The following is a 23,642-nucleotide window of genomic DNA, read 5'->3' as shown; positions in this document are numbered from 1 at the left end:
ACATTTAAATTTCTATTTATTTTAATAAGAAAAAGCGATACATTAAGAATTTAATGTATCGCTTTTTGAAGTTAATTTGGTTTTAATACAGAATTATTTTGAGCAGTCTCAGGAGGTACAGTAGGATTTTCCTGAGCAGATTCATTATTATTTGGTATTTCTACTTCATTTTCCTCATTTATATTTGGAGGAGAAAGTTCAGGGGTAGGTTGTTGCTCGATATAATTATCTTGTGAATATGGAAGTACGTATATATAATCCCTAGTTAATGGGTTAGGATATTTTTTGCTTACAAAAACTCTTTCTTGAGTTAACAATGTAGGGGTATTAGCACCTGCTAATTTATTATTAAGTCTATTTATACGTCCACTAATATGAGTATTACATGTTTCATGTGGTTCGGTTCCTTCGATAAATAATTCTTCTGTAATTCTATTTCCTCTAGGATCACTGCTACATAAATTTGATGGTAGCTTACCTGAATCTTTACATACAGCAACATGAACAATTCCTTTAGGTTCTTCTAAATCTTTAACTTCAAGTCCTTTATGTGCTTTAGCCATTATTTTTCCCCATAAATTAGCACATACTGTTCCAGATCCTCCGAAGACAGTTTTAGGGTTATCATAGCCAACCCAAATTGATCCAGATAGATAAGGAGAAAGGCCTGCAAACCATAAGTCTTTAGCATCTGTAGTAGTACCAGTCTTACCAGCAACAGGCATATCACCCCATTTAGCGGGAGCGCCACCATAAAAGTTAACAGGTCCTTTCAGTAAGTCATACATTATATATGCTGTTTGCGGTGAAAATACTTGTTTTTCTTTAGGTTTTCCGTCTAATATGGTATTACCTTTGGCATCAATTACCTTTGTATAAAGCAAAGGTTCCACGTACATACCATTATTACCAAAGCTTCCGAATGCAGCAGCTAATTTATAAGTATTACCACCATCTCTATCATTAGGATTATTGTTATATTGACCCAATGCAACAGTAGCTATAGAAGTTTTAGATGCGCTGTTAAATACAAGACCTAAATTTTCTCCATAAGATATTCCTGTTTTTAAACCAATAGTGTCTGCTGTTATAACAGAAGCAGTGTTTTTAGAATACATTATTCCTTCACGCGGAGATATAAGACCTAAGTATTCATCAGGTGAATTTCTAAGGATATTAGGTGGAGCATATGCAGGATATTTTTTTGTTAATTCTGGTGATAATGGAGCATCATCTATTGATGTTGCAGCAGTTATTATCTTTTGATCTATACCAGGCCCATATACAGTAAGTGGCTTAGTAGTAGAACCTATTGATCTTAAATCATTATATGCTCTATTATTTGATTGAGGAAGTTGTTTACCTCTTCCGCCAACCATAGCAAGAACTTTACCATGTTTATAGTCTGTTATTGTTGCTGAAGCTTGTAATAATGGAACTTTATTTTCATCATAAGCTTCTGAATTTCCAACATTTAAATTACGATAATTGTCTAAAGTTTTTTGTGTAAAATCCTGTAACTTCCTATCCATAGTAGTATAGATTTTCAGACCACCATTAACCATTAACTTAGATACTTCTTCATCTGTATATTTATATTTTTCTTTTAAGTCTCTCTTAACTTGAGACACAGCAGGATAAACAAACCATTCATAATTTAAGCGAAAATCTTTTTTACTTGATTTAAATACTAGTTTTCCATCATTAATGTCTTGAACACCTTGATTATATTCACTTTGTGAAATATAACCTAATTCATTCATTTTAGCTAAAACAGTTAGAGTTCTATTAATATATCTGGATGGATCTTTTTGGCTATTTTCATTATAAGCACTGTAATAACTAGGGGCTTGGGTTATACCTGCTAAGTAAGCACATTCAATTAAACTTAAATCTGATGTACTTTTACTAAAGTATAATAATGAAGCAGCCTCAACACCATATACTTGACCGCCAAGAGGTATTGTATTTAAATATGCAGTAATTATTTGATCTTTACTTAACTGATCCTCAAGATCTAGAGATAAGTAAATTTCTTTTACTTTTCTTTTTACAGATACTTCATTAGTAAGAACTGTGTTTTTGATAAGTTGTTGAGTTATGGTAGAAGCACCATGTAGTCCTTTTTGCCCAGTTAAAATTTTTTTTACATCTGTTAAAGCAGCACCTAATATTCTTTGAACATCTATTCCTCTATGTTTAAAAAAACGTTCATCTTCAATTGATATAAAGGCATTTTTAAGATTATCTGGGATTTTGTCAGAAGTTATTACATATCGTTCTTCATCTGTATGTAAATTATCCATAAATTCTTCGCTGCTATCATATAAACTTGAAGGCTGATTCAATGATAAAACATCTTCAACATTTAATGGAGGGGTAGTTTTTATAATTGCAAGTAAGTATCCTGCACCTATGACAGATAACATTAATATCAAAGTCAAAAAACCAATACCTGTTCTTTTTAAGATAGTAGAGGCGGTTAATTTATTTTTTTTCTTTTTCTTTTTTTTTCTTTTATTATTACTGTTTTTATTAGTACTTTTTTTTGTTTTATTTGGAGTTTTTTCAGTCGACATTCTATCCTCCTAAAATTACGTTAATGATTAAATAATATTCTTTATTATTATAGCATACTTATAATAAGAGTAAACTAATAACTCATTATAAAGGTAGTGAAATGAAATATTATACAAAGCGTAAAAAACGAAAATATATTCCAATTATAGTAATTAGTATAGCCCTTGTTATTATCTTTAATTCAATGGCAGTATTTTTGGATAATAAAGTTATGCCAGCGTTGGATAGAGTAGCAGAAATGACTGTAAGATCAAGAATTCTTAACATAATTAATAGTAACAGTATTAAGCTTTTTGCAGATGAATTTAATTATAATGAAATGATAAAAATAGAAAAAGATAATGAAGGAAATATAACTCTTATTCAAGCAGATACTGTAAAATTAAATTATTTAGCATCTAAGTTATCTATACAATGTAATGAAGAATTGCAGAATCTTGAAGATATAAAAATAAAAATACCATTAGGATGGTTTACTGAAAATAGTATTTATTATAATGTAGGACCACAAATAGCTATTAGAGTTGAAGATATAGGGAATATAAATGCAAATTATGAATCAGAATTTGAAAGTGCGGGAATTAATCAAACTAGGCATAGAATATATCTTAATGTTGAATCAAAAGTTAGAGTGATTTTACCATTTAAAACTAATGAAGTTGAAATAGCAACTAAAGTACCAGTATCAGATACAATTATAGTAGGAAAAATACCACAAACGGCAATTGATTTTAAACCTGGCAATTAAAAAAGAAGCCTCTACTTTTAAATAAGGCTTCTTTTTTAGATTATAATATTTTAATATATAAAATGGATTATAAATTATTCCCAGTTAAATACATAAGGAATATTTCTATAATGATCTCCATAATTTAATCCATAACCAACTACAAAAAGATCTTCAATTGTAAAGCAGCAGTAGTTAGGTTCAATTTCAACTTTTCTTCTTGATGGTTTATCAAGTAAAACACAAGTTTTAACTGATGCAGCACCTAAACTTTTTACGTGATTGACAACAAAATCCATTGTTATACCAGTATCGATAATATCATCGACAATAAGAACGTCATATCCTTCAATATTATCAGGAATATCATTAATTACTTTAACTTTTCCTGAAGATACTTCATCATGACCGTAGCTTGAAGTAGTCATAAAGCCTATTTTAGCTTTTGTATCTATTGATCTAACTAAATCAGCTGCATATATAAAGCTACCTCTTAATAAAGATAAAACATAAAGGTTTTTATCTTTATAATCTTCAGTGATAACTTTACCTAGTTCTTCTATTCTAGCATCAATTTTTTCTTTAGAAAAAAGTATGTTACGCTTTTTATTATCCATGCAATTCTGCTGTTAAAATCTAAAATCATAATAAAGATTTAACAACAGGTCACCTCCTCTAATATATCTCATTTAAGTTTCTTTAAAGTATTTTAATAGTATAAAATATTAGTAATATTGTCAAGGAGGATGTCTCATTATTTTATTCTTTAGTAAAATATGAAACATAAAATTTAAGGTGGCCCAATACCATCTTAGTTTAACTTTTACTGAAATTGTATGTTTTCAATAGAAGTATGATACAATACACTTATGAATTTATTGAAAATCAAAGGGAGTCAGATAATACAAGAGCACTTACAAGGAAATATTAATAGTATAAAATTATATGAAAGTTCTTAAGATAAGACTAAATTATTATTTATAAAATTAATTTGATGATAACTAGTATATGTGATAAGTTAGAATGATAATGTGGACACTAATTAAGAAGTAAAAAAATATATTAACTAGTTTTTATCATGTTTATTAAAAATTGGGTTGATAAATTAAAGAAGTATAGTAATTTTTAGAACTTTTGTAAGAATTAAATTTGAGGTGATTTACAATGATAGAGGGAAATATTGATGGAATTAGAAATTCTATTTTAAATGAATTAGAAAGAATATATTCAATTAGAACTTCTAAAGATGAAGTATGTAATGTAGAAATTTTAGATATAATTGCTAAGGTATCAGCAAATATTGAAAGAGAAGTAAGCGTAGCAATAAATAGAAAGGGTAATGTTACGTCAGTTGCTATTGGAGATTCAACATCAGTTGAAGTGCCTTTAATAGATATAAGTGAAAAGAGACTATCGGGGGTTAGAGTTATACATACTCATCCTAATGGATATTGTAATCTTTCAGCTTTAGATGTAACTGCACTTTTAAAATTAAAACTAGATGCTATTGTATCAGTTGCTATAACAGAAGAAGGAAAAATAAAAGATTTTTCATTAGGGCTTCTTAGACTTTATAACAATAAGCTAGAATATGATGAAAATATGAATTTATCTTTAGAAGAAATTACATCTGTAAATATATTAGATAAGATTAAGTTTATAGAAAATCTAATAAAAGTTAATGATGTAATAGAAGAAACAGGTGAAAAGGCAATACTTGTAGGTTCTGATACAAAAGAAAGTTTAGAAGAACTAGAGGAACTTACTAAAGCTTGCAATATTCCAGTTTTACAAACGGTATTTCAAAGCAGAAATAAAATTGATCCTTCATTCTTTATAGGAAGAGGAAAGGTATTAGAAATAGCTTCTATTAGACAAATAGAAAGAGCTAATGTAATAATATTTGATGATGAATTAACAGGATCACAAGTTAGAAATTTAGAAGCAGCTTTAGGAGCAAAAGTTATAGATAGAACTACATTAATTCTTGAAATATTTGCAACAAGGGCTAAGAGCAAAGAAGCTAAGATTCAAGTTGAACTTGCACAACTTAAATATAGATTAAGTAGATTACAAGGCTTAGGTACAATACTTTCAAGAACTGGAGGAGGTATTGGAACTAGAGGGCCTGGGGAAAAGAAATTAGAAACAGATAGAAGACACATAATGGAAACTATCTATGATTTAAGAAAAGAACTAAAAAGAATAAAGAAGACGAGAGAAGTACAAAGAGAAAAAAGAAATAAAGAAAGTATTCCTAAGGTATCACTTGCAGGTTATACTAATGCAGGAAAATCAACTTTAAGAAATGTTCTTTGTGATTTATCAGCAAGAAAAGATACTGTAGGAAAAGAAAAAGTATTTGAAGCAGATATGCTGTTCGCAACACTAGATACTACAACAAGAGCTTTAACATTAAAAAATAAGGGGTTAATTACATTAACAGATACAGTTGGGTTTGTTAGAAAATTACCACATGATTTAGTTGAAGCATTTAAGTCAACATTAGAAGAAGTAATATTTTCTGATATCTTATGTCATGTAGTTGATGTATCATCAGAAACTGCAATAGAACAGTATAAAGCAGTAAATGAAGTATTAACAGAATTAGAGGCAATTGATAAAGAAACAATATTAGTTTTAAACAAGATAGATAAAGCAACTGAAGAACAAATAAGTGATTTTATTAAATTTATAGAAAATGATGAAATTAACAAGGAACAAGTAATTATAAGAATATCAGCTAAACAAGGAATAAATTTAGAAGAGTTTTTAGCATTAATAGAAGAAAAACTTCCATATAATTATAAAAAAGCAGAGTTCTTAATCCCATATGATAAAAGTAATATACAATCATTTTTACACAGAAATGGCAGAGTTTTAGAAGAAGAATATAGAGAAGATGGAACATTTATGATTGTTGAAGTTGATGATGAAGTATACAACAAAACTAAAGAATATGTATTAAATGTACTAAGCTAATAAATAATTTATAAAATTTAAGAAATAATTTATTAAAAAATTCTTAGATAAAATAGAATGGAATCTAAAAATAGATATAAAAAATAATAGGTCTATTTTAAAGTATTTTATACAAAGATTCCATTTTAAAACTAAGAATTTTTTATTTTTTAATAAACTATAAAATACAACAATTCTTTAAATGATTATTTAATTAAGTTATAATAGTTAGATGGGGAAAGGGAGCGATATAATGTTAAAATCAATATTAGAATATCAAAAATCATTTCAAAAGTTAATAAATGATTTAAAAGTTAATAGAAAAGTTTTAGCTATATTTGCTTTTGGAAGTATAATAAGTGGAGATCTCTGGGATGAATCTGATATAGATTTATTTGTTTTATATAAAGATAATTTCAATGAAATTAGGGATGTATATTCGGAAATATTAGGAATAGATGTTCATATGAAATTATTAAGCAAAGAGAGCTTTTTAAATTTATATAAAAGTGATGGGAAAAAAGGCTTTGCAAGAAATATATTATTATCTTCTAAAATTGTATTTTCAAGAGATGAAGAAATTACATTAACTTTTGATGAGGCAAAATATAGTTTAGATAAACATATTGAAAAATGGAATTTAGTTTATTTAGGTAAGCTTATAAAGGATCTTAGAGTGACTAAAAAATATTTACATAATGGTAGCGTATTTACTTCATATGAAATTTTGATAAGAGCTCTAGATAGCTTTTCAAAATTATATTTAAATTTAAATGGGTATACAGTAAGCAAAGATGCTGTTAGAATGGCAACAAATTTAAATGATAATTTTAATAATATTATAAATGATTTATTTTATAAGCCAATGTCAAAAGAAAATATAGAAAATACATTAATGTACATTGAAAGATTTTTAGAGCTGAACATAGTTGCATCAACTAAAGCTCTAATAGAATTTCTAAATGAAAAAAGAACTTTTTTAAGTTCATATGAAATAAAAAATGATGTGAGATTTAAAGAGTTTGATATAAAAATAGAAGATATATTAAAAGAGCTTTTAAAAAGAAATTTAGTGAAAAAAGATATAAGAAAATTAGATATAGAAGATAATAAAAAGTTAATCAATGAAAATGTATATTCATGCAAAGATTATAATTTTTAGGTTATAGAGGGTTTAAATAATGGGTGAATATATTAAATTATATAAAGAAATAGAGTTTGAAGAAGAGATACCTAAGTATATACAAATATCTAATTTTACAAAAGGTTTAATAGAGAAGAAAATAATAAAGGATAAAGCAAAATTGCCTACAATAAGAGAGCTGTCCAAAGTTTTAGGCGTTAATTCAGTTACCATTGTTAATGCATATAAAAGATTAAAAGCTGAAGGATATGCGTATCAAAAAGTCGGTAGTGGAACATATGCAAAAGTAAAAGAATTACCTAATATATTTAGAAGAGAATATTCAAATACATTAAAAAAATTAAGAATAGATGAATTACCTAATATAGTTGATTTTACAGGTGAAACCAATACAGAAGTGTTATTTCCAATAGAAGATTTGAAGGAAATTATAGATAAGGTTTTAGATAGAGATGGTGCGAATGCACTTATATCTAATAATTCATATGGTTATAAGAATCTAATATCAACAATAAATAATGTTTTTTGGAATGATCAATTAAATGAAGAAGATATACTTGTTGTATCTGGTGCTCAACAAGGTATAGATATAGTTTCAAAAGGAATTTTAAATATAAATGATAATGTAGTAGTAGAAAAACCTACTTATGGAGGTGCATTATCTGTATTTAAGTGGAAAAAAGCTAATATTTTTGAAGTACCAATAAAAGAAGATGGAATAGATTTAGATAAGTTTGAAAAAATACTTCAAAAAAATAATATAAGATGTTTTTATACTATGAGCTATTTTCAAAATCCAACAGGAGTTAGTTACAGTCTAGAAAAGAAAAAAAGAATTTTAGAATTAGCAGAAATATATGATTTTTATATAATAGAAGATGACTATTTATCAGAACTTATATATGAAAAATCAATAGAATACATTCCTTTTAAATGGCTAGACAGAAATGAAAGAGTTATCTATATAAAAAGTTTTTCTAAAATATTTTTACCAGGAATAAGACTTGGGTATTTAGTTGCACCTGAAATTTTTAGAGAAAGTCTTCAAAATTCGAAATTTAATACAGACATAACTACTTCAAGTTTGATGCAAAGAGCTTTAGATTTATATATATACGAAAGTAAGTGGAAAGAAAACATTAAAGCTTTGAATATTGAATACAGTAAAAGATATAAGATAATGCAAAAAATATTAGACAATGATTTTAAAGATTTGGTAAGTTATATTGATCCTAAAGGAGGATTGAATTTTTATCTAACATTAAAGGATAGTAAAATAAATTCTAAAGAATTATTTTTAAGATTAAGAAAAAAAGGAGTATATATAACTCCAGGAATAATGTTTTTTACATCTCATAATGATGGGAAAAATACATTTAGAATAGGATTTTATCAAACTGATGAAAGTAAAATTATAAAGGGACTCAATATCTTAAGAGAGGAGTTAATTGAATGCCATATATAACTATAAGAAATTTTGGTGAAGACAGATTTGAAGAAAAGAAATCTGAATTTATAGGATATGCAAAACGTGTGGAAAGCGAAGAAGAAGCTAAAGCCTTTGTTAGTGAAATAAAAAATATGCATAAACAAGCAAGACATAACTGCTGGGCATATGTTATAGGTGAAAATATGAATATTCAAAGATATTCTGATGATGGTGAACCTCAGGGGACAGCAGGAATACCTATATTAGAAGTTATGAAAAAGAGCGGTATAACTGATTGTGCTGTAGTAGTAACAAGATATTTTGGTGGAGTTTTGCTTGGAACAGGGGGACTTACTAGGGCTTATACTAAAGGTGCAAGTATATCAATAAAATGTGCAGGAATTGTTGAAAAAGTTGTTGGGTTAAAATTAAGTTTAGAAATGGATTATGATTTATTTGGAAAAGTTCAATATATATGTGCACAAAATTTATGGCATATAGAAGATACTGAATATACAGATAAAGTTATTGTTCATATATTAGCTGAAAAAGATATTATAGAAAATATGGAAAAAGAAATGATTGAATGTAGCAGTGGGAAAATAATAATATCTAAGAGCGATGAAGAAATATATTTTAAAGAAGAAAATAGACTATATAAGTGTATTTAGTTTACATATTATAGCAATTACTTGAATAGCAATCGTTGTTATGATATAATTTTTGGTGATTTTTATATTAAAGTATATATTAAAATAATGGTGAATTAATTATATTATTGTAATTGAAAATCTATATTAATATTATTTTTTTATTTAGATTTAGTAATGCAATTTATATATTTAAATTAGGCTCTGCTAAAACATAGCCTTAAATTAAAGTAAGGAGGAAAACAATATGTCAGGACACTCAAAGTGGCATAATATTCAAGCTAAGAAGGGCAAAACAGATGCAAAAAGAGGTAAGATTTTTACTAAAATAGGTAAAGAATTAATGGTAGCTGTTAAAAATGGTGGACCTAGTCCAGAAATAAACAATAGATTAAGAGATGTTATTGCAAAAGCAAAAGCTGCTAATATGCCTAATGATACTATAACAAGATCGATTAAAAAAGCATCAGGTGAGTTAGGAGAAGTTAATTTTGAAAATATAGTTTATGAAGGTTATGGCCCTAGTGGAGTAGCTGTAATTGTTGAAACACTTACTGATAATAAAAATAGATCAGCTGGTAATGTAAGAAGCGCTTTCACAAAAGGTGGCGGAAACATGGGTACATTAGGATGTGTAGGATTCATGTTCCAAGAAAAAGGCGAACTTGTAATTGAAAGAGCTGATAAAGATGAAGACGAAATGATGATGCTTGCATTAGATGCTGGAGCAGAAGATTTCAACGCTGATGAAGAAGAAGTATTTGTAGTTACAACAACTCCAGAAGATTTTGGAACAGTAAGAGAAGCATTAGAAGCAGCAGGAATTGAGTTCTTAGAAGCTGATGTTAAAATGATTCCAGATACATACACAGCAATTAATGAAGATGATGCTAAGAAGTTCCAAAAGATGTTAGACTTACTTGATGATGATGATGATGTTCAAGAAGTTTACCACAATGCTGAGTTCCCAGAAGGATGGGAAGAATAAAAAGCTAAGTAACATTACATTGAAATAAGAACACCTTTAATATCAATGAGAATTCACATTGATATTAAAGGTGCTTTTTTGCATAAAATTAAGGCTATGTTTTAAATTAAAAAGTAACTTGCTAATGGGGATGGCAAGTTACTCTGAAAATTGAAAGTTATGATTATAAAAGGGGTATTTAATTAGTAATTTCTTTATATTGATTATTATATAGATCAATTGTTACAACATAATGTCAATTTTGTGTAAAAAATAATACTTTTAATTTTAATCTAAAAGCTTAATAGTTCTGATATATATTATAGTGAATTGGTCGATTATTCTAATATTTATATAGGATAGGATAATTTTGAATCTTATGCTTATAATATTAATGACAATCTAGATTCTTAAATTATTATGAAATAAATAGGGTTGCAAAGATTATATGCGATCATATATAAACAAATAATAAATATGATTTCTGAGAAATAAGAAAATAATAGATACTTGTTGAAATAATGTTGATATTTTAGAATAAAATATCAACTATTTACTAAATCTTCTACTAAATTTTTAGCTACTACCATGTTACTACAATCAATTTTATCAGGTCTTGTAAGTAATGACGCACTTTTAAGATATATGCATCCATCTATTATTTTACTAGAATCAACTTCTTGAGTTGGATCTTCTTCATAAATTTCTTCTAAGTTTTCATATTTTGTTAATACTACAATTCGTCTACAAGCATCATCATATTGATCAAATATATTGAAAAAGCTATTGTATGTATCAAAAGATTTTACTGATGTAACTACTTTTAAATATAAATTATATTCTTTAGCAGCATCTAATGCATTAATATAATCTTTATTCATATAAATTTACCCCCTTTTTATTATTTATATTTTTATAAACACATAATATATTATATCATATAGTGTTGATATAATATTATAAACACTATATGAATTATAAATAAAAAATAATTATATGCTGCAACATTATTCTTGCATTGCATTTGGAAAGGGTGCACGACTAAAAAAAATCGACGGCTCTAAAGTCACCTTGACGATTTTGTTCTTGACAAGATTTGCAGGATGAAGAAGTTTACATGATTAATTAACAATTAAAATAATAAATTATTTTTGAAAATCTTGAACTTATTACAAGTTATTAAAAAAAAAGTGGGAAAAAATTTAAAAAACAGTAGTAATTAAAATTAAAATATAGTAAAATGTACAAGATAAAAGATTAAGAATAGCTAAACTAAAAGTTAAGTATTTGTAAGAATTTCTGAAAAACATGCAGATTATAGAATAATTTTGTAGCATTTTTACATATGCTTACTGAAAAAATAAGTATATATTAATTAAACAATAAAGTGTTATTTTTATAGAGAAAGGTTGTGATGTTAGGGTTGGAAAACAAGCTGAAATTATACGGCTTTAACAACCTCACAAAAACACTTAGCTTTAACATCTATGATGTATGCTATGCAAAAAGTGAGCGAGAGCAAAAGGACTATATTGCTTATATTGATGAGCAATACAATTCAGAAAGACTTACAAATATTTTGTGTGATGTAACTGATATGATAGGTGCTCATGTACTTAATATTTCAAAACAAGATTATGATCCTCAAGGAGCAAGTGTAACAATATTAATATCAGAAGAAACACTTGCAGTAAAGGAAATAGATAAATCATGTAATCTTGGACAAATTGATATTTTAAAGACTAGAGATACTGTTGTAGGTCATTTAGATAAAAGTCATGTAACAGTACATACTTATCCAGAATATCACCCAGATAATTCAATTGCTACTTTTCGTGTAGATATTGATGTATCTACTTGTGGAGAAGTTTCTCCATTAAATGCATTAAATTATCTTATTGGAAGCTTTGATTCAGATATTATAACAATTGATTATCGTGTTAGAGGTTTTACTCGAGATGTTGATGGAAAAAAGCTATTTATAGATCATAAGATAACATCAATACAAGATTATATTGATGAAAGCACTTTAAATAAATATGATGCGATGGATATAAATGTATATCAATCAAACATATTTCATACAAAAATGTTAATTAAAGAAATTGAACTTCAAAATTATCTTTTTAATAGGGATGTTTATGAAATCAAGCCAAAACAAAGGCTTGAAATTGAAAACAATTTGCGTAAAGAGATGATAGAGATTTTCAGTGGAACTAATATATATTAATGAGGGGGATTGGAAAATGAAAGATAAGGAATCTCACTCAAAGTCTCCTATTTATGAAGCTTTGATGAAGTATAAAAAAGCAAGAGTTGTACCTTTTGATGTACCAGGACATAAGCAAGGACGAGGAAATCCTATGTTAAAAGAATTTTTAGGCGAACAGTGTCTTTCTGTTGATGTAAATTCAATGAAACCATTGGATAATCTTTGTCATCCAGTATCAGTTATAAAAGAGGCAGAGAAACTTGCAGCTGATGCTTTTGGCGCCAAACATGCTTTTTTTATGGTGAATGGAACTACATCAGCAGTACAAGCAATGGTTATGAGTGTTTGTAAGAGAGGCGAAAAGGTTATAATGCCTCGTAATGTTCATAGAAGTGCTATAAATTCTTTGGTAATTAGTGGTGCTATACCTGTTTATATAAATCCAGGTGTTAATAAAAAATTAGGCATACCTCTTGGGATGTCTGTTGAAGATGTAAAAAGAGCAATTAAAGAAAATCCAGATGCAAAGGCTGTACTTGTAAATAATCCAACTTACTATGGTATTTGTTCTAATTTAAGAGAGATTACTAAATTAGCTCATGAACATGGAATGTATGTTTTAGTAGATGAAGCACATGGAACTCATTTTTATTTTGGAGAAGATATGCCTGTATCAGCAATAGATGCTGGGGCAGATATGGCTGCTGTTAGTATGCATAAGACGGGTGGTTCATTAACACAAAGTTCATTTTTACTTTTAAATTGTGATTTACGTATTGGATATGTAAGACAAATAATTAATTTAACTCAAACAACAAGTGGTTCATATCTTTTAATGTCATCTTTAGATTTAGCAAGAAGAGATCTTGTGCTTAATGGAAAAGAAATTTTTAACAAGGTAAAAAATCTTGCTCAGTATGCTAGAGATGAAATAAACAAAATAGATGGATATTATGCTTTTTCAGAAGAACTTATAGATAATGATACTGTTTTTGATTTTGATAGAACTAAGTTATCTATATTTACTAGGGATATAGGACTTGCTGGTATAGAAGTATACGATATTTTAAGAGATGAATATGGAATACAAATAGAGTTTGGAGATATTGCCAATATACTTGCCATTATATCTGTTGGAGATGGAGCTTTAACTATAGAAAGACTAATCTCAGCATTATCAGAAATCAAGAGGTTACATTCGAAAGATAAAGCAGGTATGTTTGACCATGAATATATAAATCCAGAAGTTATACTTACGCCTCAAGAAGCATTTTATTCTTCAAAAAATTCTATACCTATGAATGAAAGTGTTGGTAAAGTATGCGCTGAATTTGTGATGTGTTATCCACCAGGAATTCCTATTCTTGCGCCAGGTGAAAAAATAACTAAAGAAATTTTAGACTATATAAATTATGCAAAAGAAAAGGGATGTTTTTTAACCGGAACAGAAGATTTAAAAATTGAAAAGATTAATGTAGTGGAGGCAGAATAAATGGAATTATGGTATACAGAAAAGCATACAGAAGATGTAAAATTTTCAATTAGAGTTGATAGAGAATTATATAGTGAACAAAGTGATTTTCAAAGAATTGATATTTTAGAATCAAGGGAATTTGGAAGAATTTTTACATTAGATGGCTTAATGATGGTAACTGAAAAGGATGAATTCATATATCATGATATGATAGTTCATGTTCCTATGGCAACTAATCCTAATATAAAAAATGTTTTGGTTATCGGTGCAGGTGATGGAGGAACTATAAGAGAGCTTACAAGATATAAAACCATAGAAAAAATAGATATGGTTGAAATAGATGAAAGAGTTGTTCAGGTATGCAAAAAGTATTTACCTAAAACAGCATGCAAGCTTGATGAAGAGAGAGTTAATATTGTATACGAAGATGGTTTAAGATTTGTTCGTAATAAAGAAAATGAATATGATTTGATAATAGTAGATTCAACTGATCCGTTTGGACCAGGAGAAGGACTATTTACTAAAGAATTTTATGGGAATTGTTATAAAGCATTAGGTAAAGATGGAATATTAGTTAATCAACATGAAAGTCCATATTATGAATATTATGCAAAATCAATGAAAGATGCCCATGAAAAAATACAAGGATTATTTAAAGTAAACAAAGTTTATCAAGCGCATATCCCAACTTACCCATCAGGACATTGGTTATTTGGATTTGCTTCTAAAAAATATGATCCAATTGAAGATCTTGATGCAGAGTTATGGAATAAATTAGGAATAAAAACAAAATATTATAATACAGATCTTCATGTGGGATGTTTTGCGTTACCTACTTATGTAAAGGAACTACTTAATGAATATAATGAAGATAAGGAATAGAAAAAAATAAAAAGAGAAAACTATATTTACATGAATGAATTGGAGGAATTAAAAATGGGAAGAGCTTTAATTATTGGCGCTGGAGGAGTTGCTAGTGTAGCAATTCATAAGTGTTGTCAAAATTCAGATGTTTTTGAAGAAATATGTATTGCAAGTAGAACATTATCAAAATGTGATGCATTAAAAACTAAATTAGAGGGTGGAAAGACTAAGATACAAACAGCAAAGGTTGATGCTGATAATGTAGATGAACTTATCTCTCTTATAGAAAAGTTTAAACCAGATGTTGTAATAAATCTTGCACTTCCATATCAAGATTTAACTATTATGGATGCATGTTTAGCAACAAAAACTCATTATGTAGATACAGCTAATTATGAGCCACTTGATACAGCTAAATTTGAATATAAATGGCAATGGGCGTATAAAAAGAAATTTGAAGAAGCAGGAATAATAGCTTTACTTGGTAGTGGCTTTGATCCAGGAGTTACAGGCGTATTCAGTGCTTATGCTCAAAAACACTATTTTGATGAAATAAACTATATTGATATTTTAGATGCTAATGCAGGAGATCATGGGTATCCTTTTGCAACTAATTTTAATCCGGAAATTAATATTAGAGAAATTACAGCTAATGGAAGCTATTGGGAAAATGGTAATTGGGTAGAAACAGAACCTCTTGAATTAAAAGAAGTTTATAATTTTCCAGAAATAGGACCAAAGGATATGTATTTATTACACCATGAAGAATTAGAATCTTTAGCTATTAACATTAAAGGAATAAAGAAAATTAGATTTTGGATGACTTTCTCAGAAAAATATATAACTCATTTAAAAGTACTTGAAAATGTTGGTATGACATCTATTGAACCAATTGAATTTGAAGGACAAAAAATAGTTCCATTACAATTTTTAAAAGCTGTTTTACCAGATCCAGCATCATTAGGTCCAAGAACTAAAGGAAAAACTAATATAGGATGTATATTCCAAGGCGTTAAGGATGGAGTAGAAAAAACTTACTATATATATAATGTATGTGATCATGAAGAATGTTATAAGGAAGTTGGATCGCAAGCTATTTCTTATACAACAGGAGTTCCAGCTATGATTGGCGCAAGTATGATATTAAGAGGGTTATGGAATAAACCAGGTGTTCACAATATAGAAGAATTTAATCCAGATCCATTTATGGAGGAATTAAATAAATGGGGATTACCATGGCAAGAAGATTTTAATCCAACTTTAATTAAGTAAGTTATGTTTTAGTAGAGTTTTGATATATTTAAACTTTAGTGATCTTAATTAAGAACAATATAGTTTGTATAGATATACATTTTAAGAATGATGAAGAGATAAATTTTCTTCATCATTCTTAATATAAAAAACAAAATAATATTTGGTTAATTTAATATTATTAAATTCAACTACTTAGTCCATCAAAATTTTACTAAAACATAGCGTAAATTTAAAATTAGGAGGGATATATTTTATGAATGATATAGATTTAAATAAATTGCCATCACCATGTTATTTGATTGATGAAAGACTTTTAAAAAAGAATTTAGAAAAACTAGATTATGTTCAAAAGGAGACAGGTGCTAATATTATTCTTGCAACAAAAGCCTTTTCTATGTATTCTACATTCCCTTTAATAGGTAAATACTTAAAAGGGGTTACTTCAAGTTCGCTTTTTGAAGCTAGACTTGGATATGAGGAGATGGGAAGACAAGTACATATATTTTCTCCAGCATACAGAGAAGATGAATTTGATGAAATAATGAAGTATTGTGATCATATAGTATTTAATTCTTTCAATCAATGGAGACTTTATAAGGATAAAGTAAAAAAATATAAGGATAAGAGAATAGAATGTGGAATTCGTATAAATCCAGAGTATTCAGAGATAGAAACAGATATATATAATCCTTGTTTTGAAAATTCCAGAATGGGAGTTACTTTAGAAAATTTTGAACCAGAAGAACTCGAAGGAATAGATGGATTACATTTTCATACTATGTGTGAACAAAATTCAGATACTTTAGCTCGTACCATTAAAGTTGTTGATGAAAAATTCGGTAAGTACATTAAAAATATGAAATGGTTGAATTTTGGTGGTGGACACCATATAACAAGAGAAGATTATGATATTGATACTCTAATAGAAACAATTTTATATATGAAAAATAAATATCAAATTGATATTTATTTAGAACCTGGTGAAGCAGTAGCTTTAAACAGTGGATTTCTAGTATGTACTGTTTTAGATGTAATAAAAAACGGAATGAATATTGCAATAGTAGATACATCAGCAGCTTGCCATATGCCAGATGTACTTGAAATGCCATATAGACCTCATATTATAAATTCAGGTATGCCAAATCAGTATGAACATACATATAGGTTAGGTGCTCCAACTTGTCTTGCAGGAGATATAATAGGAGATTATTCTTTTAAAAAGCCCTTGAAAGTAGGGGATAAGCTAGTGTTTTGTGATATGGCTATTTATTCAATGGTTAAAAATAATACTTTTAATGGAATAAACTTACCTTCAATAGTTAAATATAGTGAAGAAAAAGGAATAGAAGTTATAAAAAAATTTGGATATGAAGATTTTAAATCACGATTATAAAAAAATTAAATTACATTTTATGCTAGAAAGGATTTAGAGAATTATGAATAAGAATGTAGAGACTTTTATAGGATGTGACAATAATTACGATGAATCAAAAATAGTTATTTTTGGAGCACCATTTGATTCAACAACATCATTTAGACCAGGAACAAGATTTGCTAGTAAAGCAATGAGAAGTGAGTCTTTTGGAATTGAAACTTATAGTACATATCAAGATAAGGATTTAGAAGATATATGTGTTTTTGATGGAGGAGATTTAGAACTTAGTTTTGGAAATCCAGAAAATGCATTAAATGATATTGAAAAATTTACATCTAAAATAGTTAATGACAATAAAATACCATGCATGATTGGTGGGGAACATTTAGTAACCTTAGGTGCATTTAAAGCTATAAACAAAAAATATCCTGATGTCCATGTTATACATTTTGATGCTCATGCAGACTTAAGAAATGATTATCTAGGACAAAAATTATCTCATGCAACAGTTATGCATAGAGTGTGGGATATAGTTGGAGATAATAAAATATTTCAATTTGGAATAAGATCAGGAGAAAAACAAGAAATTTATTGGGGAAGAGATCATGTTTTTACGAATAAATTTAATTTTAATCAACTTGCAGAGATTGTTGATAAATTAAAAGGAAAGCCAGTCTATTTTACATTAGATTTAGATGTATTAGATCCATCAGTATTTCCGGGAACAGGAACTCCAGAAGCTGGTGGGGTTACTTTTATGGATTTGTTAAAAGCAATATTAAAGATAAGTAAGTTAAATATTGTAGGAATGGATATAAATGAACTTTGTCCTATATATGATAAAAGTGGAAGTTCAACAGCATTAGCTTGCAAAGTATTAAGAGAATTGTTACTTAGTATATATTAACAAATTTTTAATTTATAGTAACTTAAAATGAAAAAGTGTAGAATAATGAATTTTATTTCGTTAATCTGCACTTTTTTGCTTATGTTTTATATAAAACTTAATGCTTAATTATTATTAAGCTCGTCCTAATTTATTAGCTGTTAAAATAGCAGCATATACATCATAAGGGGTAACTTCAAATGGCATATTGTGAATAGTTTCACCTTCAGCACAGCAAGCTTCGGCAACTCTCATTATATCATCTTTATCAATATTTTTAATTCCCATCTCAGATAAATTAGTTGGAAGACCAAGTGATTTACAGAAGTTTATAACTTCTCTAATTTCTTCAATAGGAGCATTTTCTAATACTAATTGTGTTATTGTACCAAAGGCAACTTTTTCACCATGGTATAAATCATGACATTCTTTTAAAATTGTAAACCCATTATGGATTGCATGTGCAGCAGATAAACCACCACTTTCGAAACCTAAACCACTTAATAATGTGTTTGCCTCTACAATATTTTCAACTGATTTAGTAACAACATTGTTACTAACAGCAAGCTTAGCTTTATATCCTTCTAATAATAATGTTTTGTAACATGAATAAGCAAGAGTTTCAGCAGCAAGAGTTATATGTCCTCCACATAAATTTAAACTATTGGCTCTTTTGCAAGCTCTCACCTCAAAATAAGTTGCTAGTGCATCTCCCATGCCAGAAATTAACAATCTTGAAGGAGCATTAACTATAATTTTTGTATCCACTAATACAACGTCAGGATTTTTCTTTAATAGTAAGTATTTATCAAAAATACCGTTATCTTTATAAATAACAGACAATGCACTACAAGGAGCATCTGTAGAAGCAATAGTTGGAGCTATTACTACAGGAACATCTTCATAATATGCTACAGCTTTAGCAGTGTCTAAAATTTTACCTCCACCTATTCCTATAACAACATTACAATTATTTTCTTTAAATGATTTTTGTAATCTCATTATTTCAGTTTCTGAGCATTCTCCATTAAATATTTCAAATGTTAAATTTTCATCGCTATTAGAAAAACTATTCTTTATAGTATTAGATACCCTCTTCATTCCAGAGGTACTAATGATTACAAAAAAGTTATCTCCTAAATTATTAGTGTGTGTTGCTATATTTTCAAGTTCGCCATTTCCTTGAACATATTTACCTGGTGAAATGATAATATTTGCCATGATTATCCCTCCTAAAATATATAAAATAATATAACTCTAGTATAGCATATATAATTCAGAATATGGTTTATGTTACAAATTTTAATAATTTAAAAAGTATTGTGTATATACTTTCAACTTATTTCTTTTTAGTTTAGTGCGTTTTTTGTGATTATTTATAGAAAGTTATATAATAAATTTAGTATAATATCATTATTAAAACGATTGAAAAGGTGAATAAAATTAATGAGAAAATTTAAAAGAGTATATATAGAAATAACTAATATTTGCAATTTAGAATGCAATTTTTGCCCCAAGACAAGTAGAAAATTAAAATTTATGGATGAGGAATCTTTTGAACATGTTTTAAAATCTGTAAAACCATATAGTGATTATGTTTATTTTCATTTAATGGGTGAGCCATTTTTAAATTCTAATCTTGAAAAGTTTTTAGATTTAAGTAATAAGTATAAAATAAAAGCTAATATTACTACAAATGGAACATTAATAAATGATGTGAAGGATATATTGATTAAATCACCAGCATTAAGACAAGTAAATATTTCACTTCATAGTTTTGAAGCTAATAATAAGGAAATAAAATTTGAAGAATATATAGAAAATATAGTAAGTTTTTGTGAAGAAGCTACAGAAAAAAGTAATATAATTTGTTCATTAAGATTGTGGAATTTAGATACAAGATATAAAGCAAGTAATGATATGAATATAGACATATATAGTGTTCTTGAAGAAAGATTTAAATTAGACTATAACTTAAAAGATATATTAAGGGAAAAAAATAGTGTTAAACTTTCTAAAAATGTATATTTAAGCATGGGGGAAAAATTTAAATGGCCATCAATTAATAGTGAAGAGTTAGGAGAAAGAGCTTTTTGCTATGGATTAAGAGATCAAATAGGGATATTAGTAGATGGAACAGTTGTACCATGCTGTCTAGATAGTGAAGGTAATATACCACTTGGTAATATATTCGAAAGTGATTTAGAAGAAATTTTAAATTCTAAACGAGCTAAAGATATGTATGATGGCTTTTCAAGAAGAGTTGCAGTAGAAGAGTTATGTAAAAAGTGTGGCTTTATAAATAGAGTAAGATAATATACAAGGAATTTGTGTTTTTAATATGTTGTTTATATGTGCATAAGCAAAGTGCACCAAACAATTACTAAAATAGTAATAATATGAATAAATATGATAAATTTGGTCAATGCTCCTAGTAAGGAGTGATGAATATGAAATACAACAAGAAAAAATTATCTGTTATATGTATTTTAATGTTAGCAATTATATTTTCTTTAACTTATTATTTAGTAGATAAATCTGTTAATAATAAAAATTTACTTCAAACTTCACAAGAAAAAGTTAATACAGATGCTGAGATAAATAAACTAGAAGATAGTGTTAAGGTAGCACTATTTGCTGGCGATAAAAAAGAGAGTGATATGACTGTTGCTCAAATAAAACAACAGTTAAACATAGATGGTGATCTAACTAAAGAGGAATTAATAAAAATATTAAAAAATAGTGGTTATGCGCTAGATCTTACATCCAATAGTCAAATTATGTTTAAGAGAGATACTTCAAATGCATTAGAACCTAATAAATATTACATTGGTGAAAAAGATGGATATTTAGCTATATATCAGACAGATGAAAAAGGGAATGCATCTATAAAAAATAGTGAAGATGTTTTTTTAGATAATAAACCAATAGAAAATTTACGTGATGTAGATAAGTCTAAAATAAAGAATTTTGAACTTAAATACAATACAAAAGATGAAGCCGAAGAAAGTGTATCTGAATTAATATCATAATTTTTATGTTTTAAAGAGTTATGCCATTGTTGAATTTATATTAGCAATAGTATAACTTTTTTGGTTGTATTTTTAATTGAAAGATTTCTTATAAAATGGTAAAGTATAAGTTAGGTTTTAAATGCAAAAAATATTGATGTGTCACAGTCGCTTAGCGATTTTGTTCATGTATAGGAAATTATAAAATTTTGAAGTTTGAAAGGCTGATGAAATCTAAAGTTATGGATACATTTTTGAATTGGCAATGAACAATTGACAATTTAGGATGAAATCACAACGTGATTTCTAAATATATATTTTTTAAGAAAGCCAGTGGCTTTCAACCATAATTGTCCATTGTCAATTGTAAATTGTTCATTCAAGGGTGGCGTAGCCACTTTGTTCTTTTAAACTATAGGGGGATTGTTTTGGATGTATGAATATATAAAAGGTGAATATATGGGAATAAATAAAGATTATATCGTTGTTGAAAATAATGGAATAGGATATAAGATATTTACTTCAGGTGCAACTATGTCTTCAATGCCATGCTGTGGTGAAAAAATAAAATTATATATTGAACAAATTGTAAGAGAAGACTTTATAGGATTATATGGTTTTGAATCTTTAGAAGAATTAGATATGTTTAAACTATTACTTAGTATAAATGGTGTTGGAGCTAAGGCTGCTTTATCATTATTATCTATAAGTCGTTTAAATAATTTAAAATATGCAATAATTACTGGTGATGAAAAACATCTTTGCAGAGGTGTTGGGATAGGAAAAAAGACTGCAGCTAGAATTATACTAGAATTAAAAGATAAGTTGAAACCAGATGAGTTATTGAATTGTATAGATGAATTTGATGATGTAACTGTAGATAATTCACTTGCTATTTCAGAAGCATTGAGTGCGTTAATTTCTTTAGGATATACAGAAAAAGAAGCGGAAAAAGCTCTTAAAGAAGTGGATAAATCTGAAAGTGTTGAAAATATAATAAAAAGTGCATTAATTAAGTTAATGGGTTAAAATAAAGTATTTAGTATGTAAATGGGGGTGTATTTATGGAAAGAATAGTAACTCCAGCTGAAATGTTTGAAGATGGAAATTCTGAACTTAGCTTAAGACCTCAAAAAATAAATGAATATATAGGTCAAGATAAAGTAAAAGAAAGATTAAATATATTTATAAAGGCCGCTAGAAATAGAAAAGAAGCCCTTGACCATGTGCTTTTATATGGTCCACCTGGACTTGGAAAGACTACTTTAGCTAATATTATTGCCAAGGAAATGACTGGAGATTTAAAAATAACATCAGGTCCAGCAATAGAGAGGGCAGGAGATTTAGCAGCTATATTAACGACATTAAAAGATTATGATGTTTTATTTATTGATGAAATACATAGATTAAATAGAAGTGTTGAAGAAATTTTATATCCTGCTATGGAAGATTATGCATTAGACATTGTTATAGGTAAAGGTGCGGCTGCTAAATCTATAAGACTTGATTTACCAAAATTTACATTGATAGGTGCAACTACTAGAATCGGAATGCTAACATCTCCATTAAGAGATAGATTTGGTGTACTTTGTGCAATGGAATATTATGATGAAATTCAATTAAAGGAAATTGTAATAAGAAGTGCGGCTGTATTTGGATGTAAAATTACTGAAGAGGGAGCTTTAGAAATTGCAAGTAGATCTAGAGGAACTCCTAGAATAGCTAATAGATTATTAAAAAGAGTTAGAGATTACTCAGAAGTAAAATCTAATAAAGTAATTTCTTTAAAAGAAGCAAGAGATGCATTAGAATTACTAGAAGTAGATAATCAAGGGTTTGATAAGGTTGATAATAAAATATTAGAAGCAATTATAGATAACTTTAATGGTGGACCAGTTGGAATAGAAACTTTATCTTATTTTATAGGTGAAGAATTAGGTACGATTGAGGATGTTTATGAACCTTATTTACTTCAAAAAGGGTTTATAGTAAGAACTCCAAGAGGAAGAATTGCAAGTGATAAAGCTTATAAACATTTAGGAAGAGTTAATAATAAAAATAACAATTCAAATAAAGGACAAACAAGTTTTTTTAAATAGTTAGGAGAC

Annotated in this window: 20 protein-coding genes; 16 read left to right on the top strand and 4 right to left on the bottom strand. The window is 27.6% G+C overall.

Annotation, left to right across the window (positions count from 1 at the left end; all coding sequences use genetic code 11):
- Nucleotides 1–71: 71 nt before the first annotated feature.
- The gene (locus NG904_RS04575; RefSeq protein WP_252230134.1) at nucleotides 72–2,579 is read right to left on the bottom strand and encodes a transglycosylase domain-containing protein; all 2,508 of its coding nucleotides are present in this window, start codon (nucleotides 2,577–2,579) and stop codon (nucleotides 72–74) included.
- Between the two features lie 101 nt (nucleotides 2,580–2,680).
- Here NG904_RS04575 and yunB point away from each other — a divergent pair, with 101 nt between their 5' ends.
- Nucleotides 2,681–3,328 carry a sporulation protein YunB gene (yunB, locus tag NG904_RS04570; protein WP_252230132.1) on the top strand — a complete coding sequence of 216 codons (648 nt, stop codon included), beginning with the start codon at nucleotides 2,681–2,683 and terminating at the stop codon, nucleotides 3,326–3,328.
- Nucleotides 3,329–3,402: 74 nt separating this feature from the next.
- On the opposite strand, the gene hpt is transcribed toward yunB, so the two are convergent.
- Entirely contained in the window at nucleotides 3,403–3,924 is a 522-nt protein-coding gene (gene hpt / locus NG904_RS04565; protein WP_252212516.1) for a hypoxanthine phosphoribosyltransferase, read from the bottom strand.
- A gap of 547 nt (nucleotides 3,925–4,471) precedes the next feature.
- Here hpt and hflX point away from each other — a divergent pair.
- From hflX to NG904_RS04540, 5 genes are all read left to right on the top strand, one after another.
- A complete protein-coding gene (gene hflX, locus NG904_RS04560; RefSeq protein ID WP_252212515.1) occupies nucleotides 4,472–6,289 on the top strand; it encodes a GTPase HflX in 1,818 nt (605 codons plus the stop codon).
- Between the two features lie 232 nt (nucleotides 6,290–6,521).
- Nucleotides 6,522–7,430 carry a nucleotidyltransferase domain-containing protein gene (locus NG904_RS04555; RefSeq protein ID WP_252230130.1) on the top strand — a complete coding sequence of 303 codons (909 nt, stop codon included), beginning with the start codon at nucleotides 6,522–6,524 and terminating at the stop codon, nucleotides 7,428–7,430.
- Between the two features lie 19 nt (nucleotides 7,431–7,449).
- Nucleotides 7,450–8,877 (top strand): aminotransferase-like domain-containing protein, encoded by a 1,428-nt coding sequence (locus NG904_RS04550; protein ID WP_252225571.1) that lies wholly within the window; start codon nucleotides 7,450–7,452, stop codon nucleotides 8,875–8,877.
- The gene (locus NG904_RS04545) at nucleotides 8,865–9,512 is read left to right on the top strand and encodes a YigZ family protein (RefSeq protein ID WP_252212512.1); all 648 of its coding nucleotides are present in this window, start codon (nucleotides 8,865–8,867) and stop codon (nucleotides 9,510–9,512) included. Before NG904_RS04550 ends, NG904_RS04545 begins: the two co-directional genes overlap by 13 nt.
- 226 nt (nucleotides 9,513–9,738) lie before the next feature.
- Nucleotides 9,739–10,479, top strand: coding sequence for a YebC/PmpR family DNA-binding transcriptional regulator (locus NG904_RS04540; RefSeq protein ID WP_252212511.1), 741 nt, complete (start codon nucleotides 9,739–9,741; stop codon nucleotides 10,477–10,479).
- A gap of 524 nt (nucleotides 10,480–11,003) precedes the next feature.
- On the opposite strand, the gene NG904_RS04535 is transcribed toward NG904_RS04540, so the two are convergent.
- Nucleotides 11,004–11,339 carry a hypothetical protein gene (locus NG904_RS04535; protein ID WP_252212510.1) on the bottom strand — a complete coding sequence of 112 codons (336 nt, stop codon included), beginning with the start codon at nucleotides 11,337–11,339 and terminating at the stop codon, nucleotides 11,004–11,006.
- Nucleotides 11,340–11,869: 530 nt separating this feature from the next.
- On the opposite strand from NG904_RS04535, the gene speD reads away from it, so the two are divergent.
- The 6 genes from speD (at nucleotide 11,870) to speB (ending at nucleotide 18,544) form a co-directional block, all read left to right on the top strand.
- Entirely contained in the window at nucleotides 11,870–12,688 is an 819-nt protein-coding gene (gene speD / locus NG904_RS04530; RefSeq protein WP_252212509.1) for an adenosylmethionine decarboxylase, read from the top strand.
- Nucleotides 12,689–12,704: 16 nt separating this feature from the next.
- Complete coding sequence (locus tag NG904_RS04525) at nucleotides 12,705–14,162, top strand: aminotransferase class I/II-fold pyridoxal phosphate-dependent enzyme (RefSeq protein ID WP_252230128.1); 1,458 nt, start codon at nucleotides 12,705–12,707, stop codon at nucleotides 14,160–14,162.
- Complete coding sequence (gene speE / locus NG904_RS04520; RefSeq protein WP_252230126.1) at nucleotides 14,163–15,026, top strand: polyamine aminopropyltransferase; 864 nt, start codon at nucleotides 14,163–14,165, stop codon at nucleotides 15,024–15,026. It begins immediately after the preceding gene.
- A gap of 54 nt (nucleotides 15,027–15,080) precedes the next feature.
- Nucleotides 15,081–16,280 carry a saccharopine dehydrogenase family protein gene (locus NG904_RS04515; RefSeq protein WP_252212506.1) on the top strand — a complete coding sequence of 400 codons (1,200 nt, stop codon included), beginning with the start codon at nucleotides 15,081–15,083 and terminating at the stop codon, nucleotides 16,278–16,280.
- A gap of 235 nt (nucleotides 16,281–16,515) precedes the next feature.
- Nucleotides 16,516–17,655, top strand: coding sequence for a carboxynorspermidine decarboxylase (gene nspC / locus NG904_RS04510; RefSeq protein ID WP_252230124.1), 1,140 nt, complete (start codon nucleotides 16,516–16,518; stop codon nucleotides 17,653–17,655).
- 43 nt (nucleotides 17,656–17,698) lie between these two features.
- Nucleotides 17,699–18,544: an agmatinase gene (gene speB, locus NG904_RS04505; protein WP_252212504.1), complete on the top strand. Its 846-nt coding sequence runs from the start codon at nucleotides 17,699–17,701 to the stop codon at nucleotides 18,542–18,544.
- A 114-nt stretch (nucleotides 18,545–18,658) separates the two neighbouring features.
- Here the strand turns inward: speB and NG904_RS04500 are convergent, their stop codons facing one another.
- The gene (locus NG904_RS04500) at nucleotides 18,659–19,744 is read right to left on the bottom strand and encodes a glycerol dehydrogenase (protein ID WP_252230122.1); all 1,086 of its coding nucleotides are present in this window, start codon (nucleotides 19,742–19,744) and stop codon (nucleotides 18,659–18,661) included.
- A 225-nt stretch (nucleotides 19,745–19,969) separates the two neighbouring features.
- On the opposite strand from NG904_RS04500, the gene NG904_RS04495 reads away from it, so the two are divergent.
- The 4 genes from NG904_RS04495 (at nucleotide 19,970) to ruvB (ending at nucleotide 23,633) form a co-directional block, all read left to right on the top strand.
- Nucleotides 19,970–20,839, top strand: a complete 870-nt coding sequence (locus tag NG904_RS04495) for a radical SAM/SPASM domain-containing protein (RefSeq protein ID WP_252212502.1) — start codon at nucleotides 19,970–19,972, stop codon at nucleotides 20,837–20,839.
- A 134-nt stretch (nucleotides 20,840–20,973) separates the two neighbouring features.
- Nucleotides 20,974–21,555: a hypothetical protein gene (locus NG904_RS04490; protein ID WP_252212501.1), complete on the top strand. Its 582-nt coding sequence runs from the start codon at nucleotides 20,974–20,976 to the stop codon at nucleotides 21,553–21,555.
- 411 nt (nucleotides 21,556–21,966) lie between these two features.
- A complete protein-coding gene (gene ruvA, locus NG904_RS04485) occupies nucleotides 21,967–22,563 on the top strand; it encodes a Holliday junction branch migration protein RuvA (RefSeq protein WP_252230119.1) in 597 nt (198 codons plus the stop codon).
- A gap of 35 nt (nucleotides 22,564–22,598) precedes the next feature.
- Complete coding sequence (ruvB, locus tag NG904_RS04480; protein WP_252212499.1) at nucleotides 22,599–23,633, top strand: Holliday junction branch migration DNA helicase RuvB; 1,035 nt, start codon at nucleotides 22,599–22,601, stop codon at nucleotides 23,631–23,633.
- The last annotated feature ends 9 nt before the right edge of the window (nucleotides 23,634–23,642 follow it).

It is taken from the genome of Clostridium sp. ZBS15, from assembly GCF_023845705.1.
GTDB lineage: Bacteria > Bacillota > Clostridia > Clostridiales > Clostridiaceae > Clostridium > Clostridium aquiflavi.
This window is presented reverse-complemented; position numbering and strand designations above follow the sequence as displayed.

What these genes read in the sequence shown, in the direction of transcription:
- NG904_RS04545 (WP_252212512.1), top strand. Translation starts at nt 8,865, where the DNA reads ATGCCATATATAACTATAAGAAATTTTGGTGAAGACAGATTTGAAGAA.
- NG904_RS04540 (WP_252212511.1), top strand. Translation starts at nt 9,739, where the DNA reads ATGTCAGGACACTCAAAGTGGCATAATATTCAAGCTAAGAAGGGCAAA.
- NG904_RS04575 (WP_252230134.1), bottom strand. Translation starts at nt 2,579, where the DNA reads ATGTCGACTGAAAAAACTCCAAATAAAACAAAAAAAAGTACTAATAAA.
- nspC (WP_252230124.1), top strand. Translation starts at nt 16,516, where the DNA reads ATGAATGATATAGATTTAAATAAATTGCCATCACCATGTTATTTGATT.
- NG904_RS04535 (WP_252212510.1), bottom strand. Translation starts at nt 11,339, where the DNA reads ATGAATAAAGATTATATTAATGCATTAGATGCTGCTAAAGAATATAAT.
- yunB (WP_252230132.1), top strand. Translation starts at nt 2,681, where the DNA reads ATGAAATATTATACAAAGCGTAAAAAACGAAAATATATTCCAATTATA.
- hpt (WP_252212516.1), bottom strand. Translation starts at nt 3,924, where the DNA reads ATGGATAATAAAAAGCGTAACATACTTTTTTCTAAAGAAAAAATTGAT.
- NG904_RS04555 (WP_252230130.1), top strand. Translation starts at nt 6,522, where the DNA reads ATGTTAAAATCAATATTAGAATATCAAAAATCATTTCAAAAGTTAATA.
- ruvA (WP_252230119.1), top strand. Translation starts at nt 21,967, where the DNA reads ATGTATGAATATATAAAAGGTGAATATATGGGAATAAATAAAGATTAT.
- hflX (WP_252212515.1), top strand. Translation starts at nt 4,472, where the DNA reads ATGATAGAGGGAAATATTGATGGAATTAGAAATTCTATTTTAAATGAA.
- NG904_RS04550 (WP_252225571.1), top strand. Translation starts at nt 7,450, where the DNA reads ATGGGTGAATATATTAAATTATATAAAGAAATAGAGTTTGAAGAAGAG.
- NG904_RS04525 (WP_252230128.1), top strand. Translation starts at nt 12,705, where the DNA reads ATGAAAGATAAGGAATCTCACTCAAAGTCTCCTATTTATGAAGCTTTG.
- ruvB (WP_252212499.1), top strand. Translation starts at nt 22,599, where the DNA reads ATGGAAAGAATAGTAACTCCAGCTGAAATGTTTGAAGATGGAAATTCT.
- NG904_RS04490 (WP_252212501.1), top strand. Translation starts at nt 20,974, where the DNA reads ATGAAATACAACAAGAAAAAATTATCTGTTATATGTATTTTAATGTTA.
- NG904_RS04515 (WP_252212506.1), top strand. Translation starts at nt 15,081, where the DNA reads ATGGGAAGAGCTTTAATTATTGGCGCTGGAGGAGTTGCTAGTGTAGCA.
- NG904_RS04495 (WP_252212502.1), top strand. Translation starts at nt 19,970, where the DNA reads ATGAGAAAATTTAAAAGAGTATATATAGAAATAACTAATATTTGCAAT.
- speB (WP_252212504.1), top strand. Translation starts at nt 17,699, where the DNA reads ATGAATAAGAATGTAGAGACTTTTATAGGATGTGACAATAATTACGAT.
- NG904_RS04500 (WP_252230122.1), bottom strand. Translation starts at nt 19,744, where the DNA reads ATGGCAAATATTATCATTTCACCAGGTAAATATGTTCAAGGAAATGGC.
- speE (WP_252230126.1), top strand. Translation starts at nt 14,163, where the DNA reads ATGGAATTATGGTATACAGAAAAGCATACAGAAGATGTAAAATTTTCA.